The organism is Pseudomonas sp. 10C3 (assembly GCF_036346185.1).
In the GTDB taxonomy this organism is placed as follows: domain Bacteria; phylum Pseudomonadota; class Gammaproteobacteria; order Pseudomonadales; family Pseudomonadaceae; genus Aquipseudomonas.
This window is the reverse complement of sequence record NZ_JASJVE010000007.1, coordinates 213,783-230,591: the sequence shown is the minus strand read 5'-3', so window position 1 is coordinate 230,591 and position 16,809 is coordinate 213,783. Positions and strand designations below refer to the sequence as shown.

Below are 16,809 nucleotides of genomic sequence, written 5' to 3'. Positions count from 1 at the left end.
CCGCTTACTCTGGATAACTCTTTGATTTACAAGGAGTTTTCCGTTTCATCTGCTCCGGAAGAGGTGCGAATTATAGAGAGATTAGCTGGGGCGTCAACACCTATTTTCACAAACCTGTCACATTGGTAAAACGTCCCCATAAATGCTGGTGACTGACCCTAAAGCTGCCTTCTATATATAGCTGACGCACACCCCTGAGCAATATAGGCTCCGCTACTAATCTTGCCCCCCCCCTATTCAGATGACCGTGGACGATTAAACCGTAATGACCGACCAGCACCGCAGCCTAGGCTCGATTCTCTTCCCGGTGGGCCTGCTACTTATAGCAATGGCCTCGGTCCAATCCGGCGCATCGTTGGCCAAGAGCATGTTTCCTCTAATAGGAGCACAAGGCACCACCACCTTGAGGCTGGTTTTTGCCAGTCTGATTCTGTTGCTGGTCCTGCGTCCTTGGCGAGCGACGTTGACCGCCAAGTCATTGCGCACCGTCATCATCTATGGCATCGCGCTGGGCGGCATGAACTTCCTCTTCTATATGTCCTTACGCACCGTGCCACTTGGGATCGCCGTCGCGCTTGAGTTCACAGGACCATTGACCGTGGCTCTCCTCTCTTCGCGCAGGGCAATTGACTTTGTCTGGATAATCCTGGCTGTCACAGGCTTGCTGCTGCTCATACCGACCGGGGAGAGCGGCGCGAATATCGACCTGACCGGGATAGGCTACGCACTCGGCGCAGGGGTCTGCTGGGCGATGTATATCGTGTCCGGCCAAAAAGCTGGTGCGGACAACGGCATTCAGACCGCAGCGCTAGGCGTATTGATTGCGGCGATATTCATTGCGCCTATCGGGATCGTGCACGCAGGCTCGGCATTGCTCAACCCGGCGTTGCTCACGACCGCGTTAGGCGTGGCAATTCTGTCGACCGCCTTGCCCTACAGCCTGGAGATGATGGCGTTGACGCGCTTGCCCGCCCGAACCTTCAGCACATTAATGAGTATCGAACCCGCGTTTGGGGCACTGTCCGGACTACTTTTCCTGCATGAAAGCCTTACGCTGACGCAGTGGCTAGCCATTGGCTCAATCATTCTGGCTTCGGTGGGTGCGACACTGACCATGCGCCCAAAACGACCAGCGTTGGTACCCGCTGACTGACCCCGCTTTCGGGGCAGATATAAAACGTCTCTAGCATTTGTAACGAGGTTGAGCCATGTTGAGCTCCGTAACCGCTATTACCCTTGGAGCTTCATCCAGACCTGGACGTCACCGGCACCGGTCATGCACACACGTGAATTTAGAGCAAAGCGCTGGCATTCATGCATTCGCCAGGTAAGGAAAGAAATGAAACACATAGTGATCGTCTTGGCATTACTGGCGCTCGTTGGCTGTGCAGCGACCTACAAACCGGTGAAGATCGGCAAACGCGGACTTCATATCAACTGCTCCGGACTCACCTCTTCCTGGGACAAATGCTATGAACTGGCGGCCAGCTCATGCGACGCGAAAGGCTATAAACTCATCGCCAAATCCGGCGACGCTGTGGAAGATCCAGGTGATTACCCTTTTGGTCTCAACCCAGCGGGCTATACCAGCCGCAGCATGATCATCATCTGCAAGTAGCTCTATTCGCTTATTCGCTCACCCCTTGCGCATCGATTTGCCGGACCAGCCAATCGTGACTGACATCGAGAACTTGCTGTTGAATCCGGGGAGTAGACAGCATTCTCGCAACCACCTATGCACCGATGCATTGCGACAGCGCGGCCCGCGCCGGGCTTTCAGCCACAACCGAACTCGCACGGTCGACTATAGGGTCGAAGCCTTCGCCGCTGCGCCGCAGGTATGAGCCGGCAGCGCAATCGACGGGTTAGACCGCGACGGTGCGTGTACGCAACCACTCCAGAGCTGGCCCTTGCAGCAATGGGCTGAGACGCTTGTTGACCTGAGCATGGTAGGCATTTAGCCAGTCACGCTCGTCTTGGGCCAGCAAGGAAACCTCAAGACAACGGGTATCAATAGGGCACAGGGTCAGGGTTTCGAATTTGAGAAACTCACCAAATTCGGTTTTCCCGGCATCAACCGCGAGCACCAGGTTTTCGATGCGCACCCCCCAGCGACCAGGACGGTACGTGCCCGGTTCAATAGAGGTGATCATGCCCGGCAGCATCGCCGTTTGCGGTGCTGCAACGGCTTGATAGGCGATAACTTGCGGTCCCTCGTGCACATTGAGGAAATACCCGACACCATGCCCGGTGCCGTGACCATAATCGATGCCCTCAGCCCAGATCGGCGCTCGAGCGATAGCATCCAGCAACGGTGAAGCGATCCCGCGCGGGAAATGTGCCCGAGACAGCGCGATCACGCCCTTGAGTACACGCGTGCAATCACGTTTTTGCTCGGTGCTGGGTGTTCCGATGGGCACCATCCGCGTGATGTCCGTAGTGCCACCCAGGTATTGACCGCCCGAATCGATCAGCAGCAGGCCATCACCTTCAATCTGCGCATGCTCGCGCTCGGTGGCACGATAATGCGGCATGGCCCCATTGGCATTGAAACCCGCAATGGTGGCGAAGCTTGGTGAGACATAGCCCGGACGACGGGCGCGAGCCTGACCTAAATGAAGATCAACGGACAACTCACTGACCGGCTCCTTTCCCTGCGTCGTTTCCTGCCAGGCAAAGAACTCACAAAGTGCAGCACCATCCTGTTCCATGGCCTGACGGATGTGTTGAACATCGGCATCGCTTTTTTGCGACTTGAACAACGTTGTCGGGTTGAGCCCTTCAACCAGTCTCACCTCGGCTTTAAGGTGATCCAGCAAGCCACAGGTGACACGCGTCGGGTCAATCAGTAGCCGTGCATCGGCCGGTACATCACGCAACGCCGAGGCAACGTTGGTGTATTCGACGAGTGTGATGCCCTCCCCCTCCAGTGCCTGGCGCAGCTCAGCATCAACTTTGACGGAGTCGACAAACAGACTGATCCGTTGAGGACCAATCAAGGCAAAGGAGATGAACACAGGATTATAGGAAACATCGGCACCGCGCAGATTGAACAGCCAGGCGATGTCATCTAGGGTCGCTATGAAATGCCAATCCGCACCGCGCTCTTGCAACGCCTGACGTAATTTGGCCAGTTTGTCGCCTCGACTCACGCTCGCCTGAGGTGGTAAATGCTGATAAATGGCATTGGTCGGCAACCCAGGACGGTCGAGCCATAGTTCTGTGAGCAGATCAAAATCCGTCCGCAAACTAGCGCCACGCTCATATAACCTGGCCGCGAGCGTACGCGCCGAAGCAACCGCCAGCACGGCACCGTCCACGGCGACAACACTTTTGCTCGTGGCCTTTTCAGCCAGCCAATCCAGCGGCCCAGGCTGGCCCGACATCAATTTCACCAACTCGATGCCACTGCCCGCCAGCTCTTTAGTGGCTTGCTCCCAATAACGGCTGTCGGCCCACAAACCCGCAAAACTCTGGGTGATGATCAGGGTACCGACCGAGCCATGGAAACCCGAAAGCCACTGCCGGCCCTGCCAATAGCCCGGCAGGTATTCAGAAAGGTGTGGATCCGCCGACGGCACCAGGTAAGCATCGATACGCTCCCGGCTCATCAGGGCGCGCACTTGCGCCAAACGTTCGGCGACCACTCCGTTGGTTTTCGACTGCGTACTCATTGACTCTCCCGCTGAACCGGCAATTGGCATGTTCCGGCTCAGATAATGGAGCAGCACTCACGGCTGAGCAACTGCCCAGAAGGCAGGCTCGGTCAATGAGGCCTTGATCAACCGGACGGCACGGTCAACATCGTCCTCCGTGGTGAAGCGCCCGAGGCTCAAGCGAATGGTCTGACGCGCAGACTGCACATCGTGACCAAGGGCAAGAAGCACATGCGACGGTGCATTTTTTGCCGAGTTACAGGCTGACGTGGACGAAAAGGCCAAGTCACTGCTCAGTGCATCCAGATTCAGATCGCCTTTGCCAAAGGTCAGGCTCAGGGTGTGCGCGACCCGCTGGGTAGGGCAGCCATTGACGCGCAAGCCCGGAATCTCGGCCAGTTGCTGCCGCAAGCGCAATTGCAGACGCTCGATCTGAGCAGTCTCATGCTCAAACACTTCGGCAGCCAAAGCGAAAGCAGCACCCATGCCCGCAATTTGATGGGTGGCCAGCGTGCCCGAACGCAGCCCCCCTTCGTGTCCGCCACCATGGATCTGAGCCTGCAAGCGCTGGTCGGCACGCGGCCCGACATAGAGCGCACCAATACCTTTTGGACCGTAGACTTTGTGTGCGGAGAACGACATCAGATCAACCGCCAGCGCGGCCAGATCAATGCTTACTTTGCCAGCACCTTGAGCGGCATCGACATGGAACAGCGCGCCGTGCTCACGGACGAGTTGGCCTATGGCTGCAATATCGTTGAGCGTGCCCAACTCGTTATTGACCAACATCAGGGACACCAGAAAGGTGTCCTCTCGAAGCGCGGCGCTGACAACTGCAGGAGCGATCAAACCCTGAGCATCCGGCGCCAAGTAAGTCACCTCGTAGCCAGCCGCCTGCAATTGCTGCGCCGTATCGAGAATCGCCTTGTGCTCAAGCTGGCTGGTGATGATATGCCCACCCCGCTGCACTCGAGCCTGTGCAACGCCCTTGAGCGCCAGGTTGTTCGACTCGGTCGCACCGGACGTCCAGACTATTTGCGTGGCCTTTGCGCCGACAAGATCGGCAATCTGTTGACGGGCCTGTTCGACAGCTTGCCGGGCCTGCTGACCATATAGATGGGAGCTGGATGCAGGATTACCAAAATTCCCGGATCGGCCCAGACACTCGACCATGACCTTAATGACACGCTCATCCACAGGTGTGGTAGCGGCGTAATCGAAATACAGCGGAAGGCTTTTCATAGACAGATAACTCTGAGGCGCACAACCCAGAACGCTGGAATGTTTGCGTGATGTCGAAGCGTCGAAGCGTCGAAAGCTTGATAGTGCCTGATTTTAAATAGATCAAAAAATTATTAATTATTATTTATATATTCCTGAAATGCATATAAAAAATATCACCCTAACCCAAGCACGCTTACCCCACTGATCCGGGCTCATCCTTGCCTGTCGGCTCAAGGTGATCAGCGTCATGGACGATACTCGTCTTTTATCAAATAGCCCTACTAGACATAAGGGTTATTTCTACGTCTGCTGGCAGTTGAGTCCTAAACCGCCACATTCAACTGATAAAAAGTGAACCCCCTCTGCGGAGACCAGGAATCGACCCGCTCAACTTTCAAAAACCGCGCCCAGCAAAAACCACTCAACACCATAGTTACAACAGTGCCAATGCACTCATTCGAGCAGTTTGTGTCCTTTAATAAAAGCCAACTACACTCACAGCGGACCGGTGATTACTTGCCCAGACTTCACCGTGATTAATTGCATTATTCCCGCCTTTCTTATGCGTCTAAAAAACGTCGCAGCACCTAAGCGGTGCAGGCGATTGTTTTTTGACTCTTAATAAAATCAATAGCTTATAATCACAACAAAACCGTTTATCAAAAATTTAACAGTTTCTTGACGAAATAATTTGACAGAAAGGACGCCGCCGTCGATATATATGTCTGTCAGACGATTCGTTGCCAATGCAGCCCTGTCAAAGAGCAGAGCGCGCAACGCGTCAAGCCAACACGTTCTACAGTTCTGCCCACACAAAATTAGTTTTAGGCACGGTGCAGTTTCTTGCGCCTGTGGGAGTCCGTTAACTAATTGAACACTTGTTTTTTTACTGAGCGTGCTCGGTCGGGCGGTAGCATTGCCTGAGGGTTTACTTCGACCGCTCGTCTAAGTTACAGCGTGAACGTTTAAACGAACGTTTAAACATTGTTATTCAGTCACCAGGCCGCGGCGGGATCAGCAGATTCGGGCGGTAGCGTGTTTAAACGATGTGATGTGAAGGTGTTTGTTTGTAATGCATGCCCCTCAGCAATGGCAGCTGCACCGGATGGCCGTCCCGCTCACTTACTTACCTATAAAGAGCCTGAAGCGATGCCTTTATCTTTTGACATTGATGAGCCGCACGTAAAAAAGCTGGCCAATGAGATTGATACCAATGGCTTTGCCCAACTGAGAGGTGTCGTCAGCGAAGCCGATCTACAACAGCTGCGCACCTACACCGACCACCACGCGAACCTCCATCCCGGCGAGTATTTTGCCTATCACGGCGAACAGGCATTAGCTGGCAGCCTGCTGGTGAATATCTGGGCCGACCCCCGGTTCAAGGCATTGCTGGCCAGGTTGTATCGCGAAGCCGCAAACAAACAGGCCATCAGTGACCAGATTTTTCCGGTCCTTCGCTGTGTACAAGGGAACGAGGGACAACGGGAGTCCAATTGCTTTCATTACGACGCCAGTCTAGTGACCGCACTGGTTCCCATCTTTATTCCGCAAGACGGTGAAGAGCGCGGAGATTTAGTTCTGTTTCCTAACTTACGAACCGTGCGCTCGAGCGTGGTCCTCAATGTTATTGAAAAAGCGCTGCTGCAAAATCGTTTCAGTCGCACGTTGATGTGCCTGGCAATGCAACGCGGCTGGTTCAAGCCCACCACATTGCAGTTGGAGCCGGGCAGCATCTATTTCTTCTGGGGTTATCGCTCGCTGCATGCAAACCGTACTGTCGGCCCCGACCTGAAACGTGCGACCGCCATCTTTCATTATGGCGATCCTCATGCGGGCAGCCTTGCCACACGAATCATTCTTAAAATCAACCAACGTCGAGCCCGGTTGGTCAGCCGAAAAACAGGCAGTTAGCCGCCCACATCAACGCTCGGTTAGTTCAGTACTTCAATGCTCGCTATCACTATTCAGCGTCAGACATGGAGGCTTCGATGATCAACGTGACCAAGACCTACCTCGGAGACATCAACAAGTTCAAAACCTATGTAGAAGGCATCTACGCACGGGGCTGGCTAACCAATCATGGTCCCTTGGTGTGCGAGTTGCAGGAGCGCCTCAAGGCTTTTTTGGGCGTTAAACATGTGCTGCTGACCAATAATGGCACGCTGGCCCTGCAGGTCGCTTATCGCGCACTGGGTCTGAGCGGCAGCGCTGTGACTACACCGTTCAGCTTTGTAGCGACCAGCAGTTCGTTACAGTGGGAAGGTATTCGGCCGATCTTCGCCGACATTGACTCGCGCACCTGGAACATCTCCCCCGACCACATCGAAAGCAGGATCGTTTCCGATACCACGGCGATCGTGGGTACGCATGTGTTTGGCAACCCTTGTGCGGTCGAACGCATCGAGCAAATTGCGCGTAAACACCAACTAAAAACCGTCTACGACGGTGCCCATGCATTCGGGGTTCGTCATGCCGGTCAGTCGGTGCTCACGTGGGGCGACATCAGCACACTCAGTTTTCATGCGACCAAGTTATTCCATACCATTGAGGGTGGAGCGATCATCACCAACGATGACGAGCTGGCCCGGCGTGTGTACCTGCTGTGCAACTTCGGCATCGCCGACACCGACAAAATCGACGGCCTAGGGATTAACGCCAAACTCAACGAGTTTTCGGCGGCCATGGGGCTGTGCATTCTCGACGACATCGACAGCATCTTCGAACAGCGTGCTGAAATCGCTCATCGTTATCAGTCTCGGCTGGGCGATTACGTGGATTTTCAACAAGCCACACCCAATAGCGAGCTTAACAACAGCTACTTCCCCATCGGCCTACACAGTGAACAACAACTATTACGGGTGCGGACAGCCCTTAACAATAAAGGCATCAACCCTCGGCGTTATTTCTACCCGTCTCTGGACACCCTCGAATACCTGCAGCCCCAAGCCGCCCAGAGCGCTTCGCGAGCCTTGAGCCAGCGCGTACTTTGCCTGCCGATCTATCCGGGGCTGGCACACGATGACCAAGACAAGATCATCGACACCCTTATCACTGAATGCAGTCTTGGCCCGATCAGCTTTAAAGATACGGCCTTCGCTCAGGTTATCTAAACGCCATGCCGAGAAAACTTTCCGTCATCAGAAACACCACCTTGAGCTATGCCGGACAGGCCTACGCGCTGCTGGTTGGCATTCTGATAATGCCGTTCTACCTCGGCCATCTAGGGGCCGAAGCGTATGGCCTGATCGGTTTCTTTTCCGTCATGCAGGCATGGCTACAGCTACTTGATGCAGGGATGTCACCCAGCCTGGTTCGTGCTGTTGCGCACCAGCAGAGTTTGCCGACTGAAGAACGAAACGCGGGGCATTTGCTGCGCTCGTTCGAGATTATCTTCGTGCCACTGGCAGTACTGTGCTGCGTGGTGATTTACGCGGCCAGCCCATGGATTGCAGTGAAATGGCTCAACGCTCAGGTCTTGGATCACCAAACCCTTATCAGCTGTATCAGCATGATGGGGCTGATCATCGCCTTGCGCCTGTATTCGACGCTCTACAAAAGCGGCATACAAGGTTTGGAACAACACGCGTGGCTAAACATCGCCAATGTGATCATTGCCACCCTGCGCTATTTCGGCGGGTTGCTACTGGTCAGTTCCATTTCGAACGACCCTCGGGACTTTTTCGAATTCCAGGTGCTGGTGGGATTGATCGAAACCTTGATCTTCGCGGCCCGGGCCTACCAGCAAATGCCAACCCCGCATCTGTTGAGCGGTTTCAACTGGGCACTGGTCAAGCCGATCATTCCGTTTGCGGCCAGCATGTCCCTGACAACCGTGTTGTGGATCGTCTTGACTCAGATAGACAAGGTGTTGCTCTCGGAAATGCTGCTGCTCAAAGAGTACGGTTATTTCTCGCTGGTAGCACTTATCAGCACCGGCATCCTGATGTTGGCCAACCCACTGGCGCAAACGCTATTACCCCGCTTGACTGTACTGATGGCAGAAGGCCGTCAGGACGATATGCATGCTCTGTTTCTATCCGCCAACCGATTCGTGTGCACCGTTCTGTTTCCACTGGCTGCGGTGATCGGGGTGCACGCCGAACCGCTGATTTACGCTTGGACCGGTGACCACGTTGCTGCCCAATGGAGCCATTCGATACTCCTCTGGTACTCATTGGGCAGCGCGATCATGGCCGCCAGTGCCTTCCAGTTTTACCTACAATACGCCCATGGAAAGATCGAGTTGCATGTTTGGTACAGCGTGGTGTCAGCCGTAGTGACCGTGCCGGTGATGCTTCTGGCCATCCATTATCAAGGCGCCTACGGCGCAGCAGTGGCCTGGTTCGCTCTGCGCCTAGTGTCTTTCCTGATCTGGCCACCGATCGTGCACAACCGATTGGCACCAGGCATTAATGGCCGATGGCTACACGATATTTTGCGTATCAGCCTGATGACCGCGATCGGGATTGTTATCAGCGAACCGCTGTTTCGCATGATTGCAGGTGATGACCGCATCACGACGTTCATGGGCTTGGCGGTGTGTGGTCTGGTAACCCTGACGCTGGTGGCAGCAAGCTATAAGCCTCTGGCCGTGAAGATTTTCATTTTGTTCAGCAAACCGAGTACTTGAGCCATGGATGCCACCTCGCAAAATGCCACCACTGAGCCGCGCGCTCCCGAGCCGCTGTTGAGCATCGTCTGCCCCGCCTATAACCAGGAGGCGTTTATCGCCCAGACGCTAGAAAGCTTTCTGGCACAACAAACGAATTTTCCTTTCGAAATCCTGATCAACGACGATGCGTCCACCGATGGCACTGCGCGCGTCATCGCCGAGTATGCCGAACGTTATCCAGGAATCATCAGGCCGTTTTATCAAGACGTTAATCAGTACCAGCAAGGCAATCCCTGCGTACCGGCACTGTTCAAGGAAGCGCGTGGACGCTACATCGCTTATTGCGAGGCCGACGACTACTGGACCGACCCACGCAAACTTCAAATCCAAGTGGACTTCCTCGAGAGTCATCCGGATTACGCACTGACCTATCACGACGCCATGTCCTTCGACCACGATGGTGAGCGAGGCATCCAGTTACAGGGCGAATTACGTCGCGACGCCAGCGCCATCGAACTGCAAAAGGCCCGACCGATTTCAACGCTGACCGTGTGCTTTCGTAATGTCTTTTTCAAGCTGCCGCCAGAGTTGCTCCTCGCGCCACTCAACGACCTGTGTTGGTGGTCGCTGCTCGGCGCATTTGGCAAAGGTAAATTCCTCGCCGAGATCAAGCCTGCCATGTACCGCCTGCATCCGGGTGGAGTTTTCTCCATGCGATCGCACAAACGGAAATTGCACATGAGCCTGCAGACATGCACCAGCCTGGCCAACTACTACAACCGTATTGGCAATCAGGAATTGTATGAATACTTTCTGATTCAGGTGTTTGGTTTGTCGCTGTCGGCCATAAGGCCGCTGAACAAACTACACGCGTTGCTGCTGGTGGCACGTAACGTCAGCGTCAATCTAAACAAACGTCTGTGGCTGATGCTGTCGGGCAGCAAAGGTCATGTTCAATAACCTGTTAGTGATCTGCGTCGGCAATATCTGCCGCAGCCCGATGGCTGAGGCGATGTTCCGCCAACGCGTGCAGGCATCCGGTGTGCAGATTTCATCGGCAGGGATTCACGCAATGCTTTGCGCGCCGATGGACCCTCTGGCCCGCGAAGTCCTGAAGACGCATCAAGTGCCTGCTCACCGCCATGAGGCGCGTCAGGTCGACCGACAGATGTTGCGCCAGGCCGAGCTGATCCTGCTCATGGAACAGGCGCAGATGCAAAGTATTTTGAAACTGGCTCCAGAAGCGCGCGGCAAAGTGTTTTTGATTGGCAAATGGCAACACGAGCTGGAAATAGCCGACCCCTACCGGCGCCCGAAACTAGCCTTCGAACAGACCTTCGAGCACCTTTCGCGTTGTGTCGATGACTGGCTCCCTTACCTACAGTCAGGAGTAACAAGATAAATGACCGCTATGAACCGCTCTTCCCTGGACTATTACCAGGACACCCGGATCGATTTGGCAACTATCTTGCGCACATTATTTGATCACAAGGGTCTGATCGCCTCGATCATCAGCTTTTTTTGCCTGATCGGCGTGGCCTACGCCCTGCTCGCGACACCGGCCTATCAAGCCGCTGCGATGATTCAAATCGAGCCTAAAAAAATCGGCATTGAAGCGACTACCGAAGTCAGCGGCAAGCCTATGTCTGTGTCTCAGGCCACTACCGAGATCGAGCTGATCAAGTCGCGGGCCGTGCTCGGCCGTGTGGTCGAAGACCTCAAGCTCAACATTATCCAGAAGCCACGGTACTTCCCTGTGTTCGGCGCATACATGGCCCGAACTTACAAACCGCTAACCGAAGGCAGCTTCGCTGAACCCTTGTTCGGCCTGAAGAACTACGCGTGGGGGGGCGAACAAATCAGCGTCTTCCAGCTGGAAGTTCCTGACGCACTGCTCGGCGAACCGATGACACTGGTGGCCGACGGAGCAGACGCGTTCTCGCTGTATGACAAAAAAAGCAAGCTGCTGCTCAAGGGCCAGACCAATCAGACCGTCGAAGGCAATGGCGTAAAAATCCAGGTGGCCACGCTTAAGGCTCGCCCCGGCACTGAGTTCAAGCTGACCAAAGAGCGCACGCTGACCAGCGCACTGGAATATCAGGGCCGCCTGACCATCAATGAAGCCGGCAAGGATTCAGGGATCATTTACCTGTCCATTCAGGACACCAACCCCATACAGGCCAAGATTATCCTCGATGAAGTCAGCCACCTGTACGTGCGCCAGAACGTTGAACGCAGCTCTGCCGAAGCCGCACAGCGCCTGGAGTTTCTGCGCTCGCAACTGCCGCTGGTACGTAAGCAGCTTGAGCAATCAGAGCAAGCCCTGAACGCTTTCCAGGCCAGCGCAAAATCGGTGGACCTGAGCATCGAAACCAAATCAGTGCTCGACCAAGTAGTCAACCTCGACTCCATGCTCTCCGAACTGAAACTCAAAAGGGTCGAGGTTGAACGGCTGTACACCCGCGAACACCCTACCTACCGCGCGCTGATGACTCAGATGGGTCAACTTGAAGCACAGAAACAAGGCCTGTTGAAAAAAATCCAGGCGTTGCCTGTCACCCAGCAAGAGTTGCTGCGCTTGACGCGCGACATGCAAGTCACCACTCAGACCTACACCTTGCTGCTGAACAAGAGCCAGGAACAGGACATCCTTCGCGCCGGCAGCATCGGTAACGTACGCATCATCGACAACGCTGACGTCAATGTCGAAGAGCCAGTCAGGCCCATGCGCAAACTGATCGTGGTTATCGCAACCTTGATTGGCGCATTGGTGGCAGTCATCGTGGTATTCCTGCGCCAAGCGTTCTATCGCGGCGTGGACAACCCGGAAATCATCGAAAACCTGGGCATGCCAGTTTATGCCTCGCTGCCGTACTCGCGAAAACAAGAGCGCCTGGAAAAACATAACCAGAGCCGTTCCGCGGGCAAGGAATCGAAGTTGCTGAGCGTCTCCGAACCCTCCGAGTTGGCCGTGGAGTCGCTGCGCAGTCTGCGCACCAGCCTGCACTTCGCGATGCTCGAAGCACGTAACAATGTATTGATGATTTCCAGCCCGTCACCCGGTTCGGGCAAGTCGTTCGTGTCCAGCAACCTGGCGGTGATCATTGCCCAGACGGGTAAGCGTGTACTGCTGATCGACGCTGATATGCGCAAGGGCTATTTGCACAAGGTATTCGGCCTGCACCCTAAACACGGTCTGTCCGATACGCTCGCCGCTCGCCTGACAAGCCGGGAAGTGATCAACGCCACCGAAGTGCCTAATCTGGACTTTATCTCCTGTGGTTTTGCTGCACCCAACCCGTCGGAGTTGTTGATGCACGACAACTTCAACAAGCTACTCAGCGACTTGTCGCCGCTCTATGACTTGGTAATTATCGATACGCCACCGATCCTCGCTGTGACCGACGCCACCTTGGTCGGACGCCAGGCGGGCACCTGTTTACTGGTCACCCGTTTCGGCCTGAGCACCGTCAAGGAAATCGAAGCCTGCAAACGCCGTCTGGGCCAAAACGGTGTGGTCATCAAAGGCGCCATTTTCAATGGCGTTTTGCGCAAGGCATCGAACAATGCCTATGACTGCTCAGCCTATGGATATGACTACAGTCCCGCTCGAAAGTGAACGCACGGATATCACTGACATCAAGGAGATGAACATGGCCAAGACGCTCGCAATGATGCAGCCGTACCTGTTTCCCTACCTGGGTTACTTCCAACTGATTGCATCAAGCGATGTCTTCGTCCTTGGCGATGACTTGCAGTACATCAGGTCGGGTTGGGTCAACCGCAACCGCATCCTTTACAACGGCGAAGCCAAACTGATTACCTTTCCGCTGAAACGGGATCGATTCGATCTGCCGATCAACCAGCGTGAACTGTGCGACAACTTCGCCGACGAGGCTCAACGCCTGATAAGCCTGATCACCCAAAGTTATCGCAAGGCTCCGTACTTTGCTCAAGTCATGCCCTTACTGGAGCGATTGATAAACTTCCCTCAACAGAACCTGGCGCTTTACATCGAACATTCGATCAGGGAAATGTGCGCCTATCTGCACATTGATACGCCGATTTTTCGTAGCTCTGATTTGGACATCGGCCCCCCCATCGACAAACAGGATCGGGTGGTACGAATCGTGCGCAATCTTGCTTGCGAGCGTTATCTCAATCCCATTGGCGGGGCTGAGTTGTATGACCCTGAGTATTTTGCGCGACATGACCTGTCGCTGCAGTTCTTCAAAATCGACCCCATCGGCTATCGGCAATACAGAGATCCCTTCGTAGCCAATCTGTCGATCATTGATGTACTGATGTTCAACTGTGTCGAGCAAGTTCAACAACTGCTGTCGTGCTACTCGCTCAGTAACAGCACCGCGCCTCATGGACATAAGGCCTTGGCCGCCACCGCCTGAACACCTGATGTTGTACTACCCAGTCAAACCCGGATTGCAGTGGAGTAAACATATGTCTTACACGGAAAGCCCCGCTCGCTGGTATCTAATCCAGACCAAGCCGCGTCAGGAAGCTCGCGCTGAAGAGCACCTGCAACGTCAGCAGTTCGAATGCTATCGCCCACTCAAAGCAGCGGCGCCGAAGAAGCGCAATCCACGGGCCGTCAGCGAGGAAGAGTTATTCCCCGGCTACCTGTTTATCCGCATGGATCAGGTGCATGACAACTGGTACCCGATCCGCTCAACGCGCGGGGTAGCGCGCATCGTCACCTTCGGTGGGCATCCTGTGCCGGTGCAGGACGAACTGATTGAGCAGATTCGCCAACGACTGTTGTCCCCTGCCCCGCAGCCGGAGTTTCAAGAGGGCGAGCACGTACTCATTAAGTCCGTCGGGTTCTGCGACATTGAAGCGATTTTCCTCACTGCGGACGGCGAAGAGCGTGCCGTGATCCTGCTCAATCTGCTGCAACGTGAACAAAAGGTCACGCTGCCCATCAGCAGCCTGGCGCGGATGGAAGTGCGAGTCTGAAAGGTCGCTTGCGCAGATCTTCGATTTTTTCTAATCGCCTGGAACTCACCATGACCCCTAAAACAACGCTGGTGACACTCACCTATGGTGATCGCTTGTCTTACCTACAAACGCTGGTCGGTCGCTCCTTGGCCAGCCCCCAGATCGAACGGGTAATCATCGTCAGCAATGCGTCGGTGGCGCCACTCGAATCCCTGACTCGGGCCTGGCCCGGCCAGGTTCAAATCATTTACCTGCAGCACAACACCGGTTCGGCCAAAGGCTACTCCGTGGGTATCAAGGCTGCGCTGGATGCCGGTGCCGATTACATCTGGCTGATGGATGACGATAACGCACCGACCGTCAATGCCATCGCGACCTTGCACCAATGCCTGTATCAACGCGAGCGCATTGATGGCCGTGAGAAAGCCGCCGTATTGGGATTCCGCCCGACCCATCAGGCAGACTTCGCCGCTGGTGTCCCCAAGCGCTTCGCCATTCAGCGACGCTCGAGCTTCTTCGGTTTCCATATCGCCCAGTTGCCCTACAAGATTTGGCGGCGCTTGCCTTGGGGCCATCCTCGGGCCAAGCAGTCGCAAATGCCCATGGTGCAATTACCGTTCGCGACCTATGGCGGCTTGCTCGCCCACCGCAGCCTGTATAAAAAAATAGGGCTGCCGCTGGACGCGTTGTTGCTGTATGCGGATGACAGTGAATACACCTGGCGTATCACCGCTGGCGGCGGCCGGATATTCCTGGTTCCCGACGCGCTCCTCGACGACCTGGAAGAGTCGTGGAACATCAAGGCCAAAACCAACAACATCTATGAAAGCTTCCTGCTGGGTGGTTCAGACCTGCGCGCCTATTACGGCGCGCGTAATCAGGCATGGTTCGACAAGAACATCTGGGCATCATCGTCATGGCTGTACAGTCTCAACCGCTGGGTGTTCTTTCGCCTGCTGCGGGTGATCGCCAAACGACGTGGCGCAGAACAACGCTTGAGCCTGATCGAAAAGGCCATTCACGACGGTGAGTCCGGCGTGCTAGGGCTACATCAGTCGTATCCACTATGAAAGTACTGTTCATCAACAGTCTTTATCCTCCACATATCGGCGGCGGCGCAGAGATCATCCTGCAGCGCACTGCGGAAGGCCTGCAAGCACGTGGCTGCAAGGTGGTGGTATTAGCCACTGCACCAGAGCCGGGGCTGAGGGAAGACTCGCTAAACCAGATCAAGGTTTATCGCGCGGGCCTGCGCAACCTCTATTGGCACCATACCGAGCAGCGCCCCGGGCAGTTGAGTCGACTACGCTGGCATATGCGCGACCGCTATAACAGCGACATGCGCGAGTATGTACGTGATGTCATCCGCGCAGAGCAGCCAGATGTGGTGGTCTGCCACAATCTGAGTGGTTGGTCGGTTTCAGCCTGGGACGAGATCCGCGCAGCTGACTTACCTATTGTCCAGGTATTGCATGACATGTACCTGCTCTGCCCCAGTAGCACGATGTTCAAAAACGGCAAAAACTGTGAGCGCCAGTGCTTCAGCTGCAAAGTGTTTCGCAAGGGCTATGACTCGCGCTCGGCCCAGGTCGATACCGTGGTTGGAGTAAGTCGTTTCATGCTCGACACCTTGCAAGGCCAAGGCTATTTCCAGGGTGCCAAGGCCTATGTCGTGCACAACAGCAGCCCATTCCCCGCGCCAACGGTAAAGCCTCGGCACGCCAATGCCCTGAACACTAAGGAACCGCTGCGTTTTGGCTACATGGGCACGCTGTCCGAGGCGAAGGGCGTGCACTGGCTGATCGACCAATTCCAACGCCTGCCGTTCGACGCCACATTACAGATTGCCGGACGCGGCCAGCGCAATGATGAAGCGCGGCTCAAGGCGTTGGTGACCTCGCCAAACATCAGTTTTGTCGGTTACCAAGTGCCGTCGGAGTTCTACAGCCAGATTGATGTGGCTGTAGTGCCATCCATCTGGAACGAGCCCTTCGGCATGGTCGCCGTTGAAGCGTGCGCCCATTCACTGCCGGTTATCGCCAGCCGTATGGGTGGGTTGCCCGAGCTCATTCAGGATCGGCTCAACGGCCTGCTATGTAACCCCGATGACCCGGACTCACTAGGTTTGGCCATGCTGCGCTTGCATCAGCAGCCGAAGCTGCTCAGCCGGCTTAGCGGCCAGGCACGTACGAGCGTCGCTTCGCTACTCAACTTGGACCTGATGCTCGACAGCTATCAAAGTATTTTCGCCCAGACCCTTCTGGACAAAATCGTACGGCATGAAGATCAACCCCTGTCCCATTCGGTATTGCCCGGCCCGTGACCCTGAGCAACCGCTCCGGACCGTTGTTTCTTCACTGA

At 55.2% G+C, this 16,809-nt stretch carries 14 protein-coding genes; 12 read left to right on the top strand and 2 right to left on the bottom strand.

The window, feature by feature from the left end:
* The first annotated feature begins 265 nt into the window (after positions 1-265).
* Both rhtA and QN399_RS09095 read left to right on the top strand, forming a co-directional pair.
* A complete protein-coding gene (gene rhtA, locus QN399_RS09100; RefSeq protein ID WP_322178393.1) occupies positions 266-1,153 on the top strand; it encodes a threonine/homoserine exporter RhtA in 888 nt (295 codons plus the stop codon).
* A 186-nt stretch (positions 1,154-1,339) separates the two neighbouring features.
* Positions 1,340-1,618, top strand: a complete 279-nt coding sequence (locus QN399_RS09095) for a hypothetical protein (protein WP_322183079.1) — start codon at positions 1,340-1,342, stop codon at positions 1,616-1,618.
* A gap of 247 nt (positions 1,619-1,865) precedes the next feature.
* Here the strand turns inward: QN399_RS09095 and QN399_RS09090 are convergent, their stop codons facing one another.
* Positions 1,866-3,674 (bottom strand): aminopeptidase P family protein, encoded by a 1,809-nt coding sequence (locus QN399_RS09090; protein WP_330200854.1) that lies wholly within the window; start codon positions 3,672-3,674, stop codon positions 1,866-1,868.
* Between the two features lie 57 nt (positions 3,675-3,731).
* Positions 3,732-4,898, bottom strand: coding sequence for an aminotransferase class V-fold PLP-dependent enzyme (locus QN399_RS09085; protein WP_330200853.1), 1,167 nt, complete (start codon positions 4,896-4,898; stop codon positions 3,732-3,734).
* A gap of 1,131 nt (positions 4,899-6,029) precedes the next feature.
* On the opposite strand from QN399_RS09085, the gene QN399_RS09080 reads away from it, so the two are divergent.
* From QN399_RS09080 to QN399_RS09035, 10 genes are all read left to right on the top strand, one after another.
* A complete protein-coding gene (locus tag QN399_RS09080) occupies positions 6,030-6,791 on the top strand; it encodes a hypothetical protein (RefSeq protein ID WP_322183077.1) in 762 nt (253 codons plus the stop codon).
* A gap of 77 nt (positions 6,792-6,868) precedes the next feature.
* Positions 6,869-7,990: a DegT/DnrJ/EryC1/StrS family aminotransferase gene (locus tag QN399_RS09075; RefSeq protein ID WP_322178389.1), complete on the top strand. Its 1,122-nt coding sequence runs from the start codon at positions 6,869-6,871 to the stop codon at positions 7,988-7,990.
* Between the two features lie 5 nt (positions 7,991-7,995).
* Positions 7,996-9,510, top strand: coding sequence for an oligosaccharide flippase family protein (locus QN399_RS09070; RefSeq protein WP_322178388.1), 1,515 nt, complete (start codon positions 7,996-7,998; stop codon positions 9,508-9,510).
* Between the two features lie 3 nt (positions 9,511-9,513).
* Positions 9,514-10,452: a glycosyltransferase family 2 protein gene (locus tag QN399_RS09065; protein ID WP_322178387.1), complete on the top strand. Its 939-nt coding sequence runs from the start codon at positions 9,514-9,516 to the stop codon at positions 10,450-10,452.
* Positions 10,442-10,894 carry a low molecular weight protein-tyrosine-phosphatase gene (locus QN399_RS09060; protein ID WP_322178386.1) on the top strand — a complete coding sequence of 151 codons (453 nt, stop codon included), beginning with the start codon at positions 10,442-10,444 and terminating at the stop codon, positions 10,892-10,894. The genes QN399_RS09065 and QN399_RS09060 overlap by 11 nt, the downstream gene beginning before the upstream one ends.
* Positions 10,895-13,111 (top strand): polysaccharide biosynthesis tyrosine autokinase, encoded by a 2,217-nt coding sequence (locus QN399_RS09055; protein WP_322178385.1) that lies wholly within the window; start codon positions 10,895-10,897, stop codon positions 13,109-13,111. It abuts the gene before it with no gap.
* A 34-nt stretch (positions 13,112-13,145) separates the two neighbouring features.
* Positions 13,146-13,898, top strand: coding sequence for a WbqC family protein (locus QN399_RS09050; RefSeq protein ID WP_330200852.1), 753 nt, complete (start codon positions 13,146-13,148; stop codon positions 13,896-13,898).
* Positions 13,899-13,950: 52 nt separating this feature from the next.
* Positions 13,951-14,466, top strand: coding sequence for a transcription/translation regulatory transformer protein RfaH (gene rfaH, locus QN399_RS09045; RefSeq protein ID WP_330200851.1), 516 nt, complete (start codon positions 13,951-13,953; stop codon positions 14,464-14,466).
* A 50-nt stretch (positions 14,467-14,516) separates the two neighbouring features.
* A complete protein-coding gene (locus QN399_RS09040; RefSeq protein WP_330200850.1) occupies positions 14,517-15,518 on the top strand; it encodes a glycosyltransferase in 1,002 nt (333 codons plus the stop codon).
* Entirely contained in the window at positions 15,515-16,771 is a 1,257-nt protein-coding gene (locus QN399_RS09035; RefSeq protein ID WP_322178381.1) for a glycosyltransferase family 4 protein, read from the top strand. Before QN399_RS09040 ends, QN399_RS09035 begins: the two co-directional genes overlap by 4 nt.
* Positions 16,772-16,809 lie beyond the last annotated feature (38 nt).

What these genes read in the sequence shown, in the direction of transcription:
- rhtA (WP_322178393.1), top strand. Translation starts at nt 266, where the DNA reads ATGACCGACCAGCACCGCAGCCTAGGCTCGATTCTCTTCCCGGTGGGC.
- QN399_RS09095 (WP_322183079.1), top strand. Translation starts at nt 1,340, where the DNA reads ATGAAACACATAGTGATCGTCTTGGCATTACTGGCGCTCGTTGGCTGT.
- QN399_RS09090 (WP_330200854.1), bottom strand. Translation starts at nt 3,674, where the DNA reads ATGAGTACGCAGTCGAAAACCAACGGAGTGGTCGCCGAACGTTTGGCG.
- QN399_RS09085 (WP_330200853.1), bottom strand. Translation starts at nt 4,898, where the DNA reads ATGAAAAGCCTTCCGCTGTATTTCGATTACGCCGCTACCACACCTGTG.
- QN399_RS09080 (WP_322183077.1), top strand. Translation starts at nt 6,030, where the DNA reads ATGCCTTTATCTTTTGACATTGATGAGCCGCACGTAAAAAAGCTGGCC.
- QN399_RS09075 (WP_322178389.1), top strand. Translation starts at nt 6,869, where the DNA reads ATGATCAACGTGACCAAGACCTACCTCGGAGACATCAACAAGTTCAAA.
- QN399_RS09070 (WP_322178388.1), top strand. Translation starts at nt 7,996, where the DNA reads ATGCCGAGAAAACTTTCCGTCATCAGAAACACCACCTTGAGCTATGCC.
- QN399_RS09065 (WP_322178387.1), top strand. Translation starts at nt 9,514, where the DNA reads ATGGATGCCACCTCGCAAAATGCCACCACTGAGCCGCGCGCTCCCGAG.
- QN399_RS09060 (WP_322178386.1), top strand. Translation starts at nt 10,442, where the DNA reads ATGTTCAATAACCTGTTAGTGATCTGCGTCGGCAATATCTGCCGCAGC.
- QN399_RS09055 (WP_322178385.1), top strand. Translation starts at nt 10,895, where the DNA reads ATGACCGCTATGAACCGCTCTTCCCTGGACTATTACCAGGACACCCGG.
- QN399_RS09050 (WP_330200852.1), top strand. Translation starts at nt 13,146, where the DNA reads ATGGCCAAGACGCTCGCAATGATGCAGCCGTACCTGTTTCCCTACCTG.
- rfaH (WP_330200851.1), top strand. Translation starts at nt 13,951, where the DNA reads ATGTCTTACACGGAAAGCCCCGCTCGCTGGTATCTAATCCAGACCAAG.
- QN399_RS09040 (WP_330200850.1), top strand. Translation starts at nt 14,517, where the DNA reads ATGACCCCTAAAACAACGCTGGTGACACTCACCTATGGTGATCGCTTG.
- QN399_RS09035 (WP_322178381.1), top strand. Translation starts at nt 15,515, where the DNA reads ATGAAAGTACTGTTCATCAACAGTCTTTATCCTCCACATATCGGCGGC.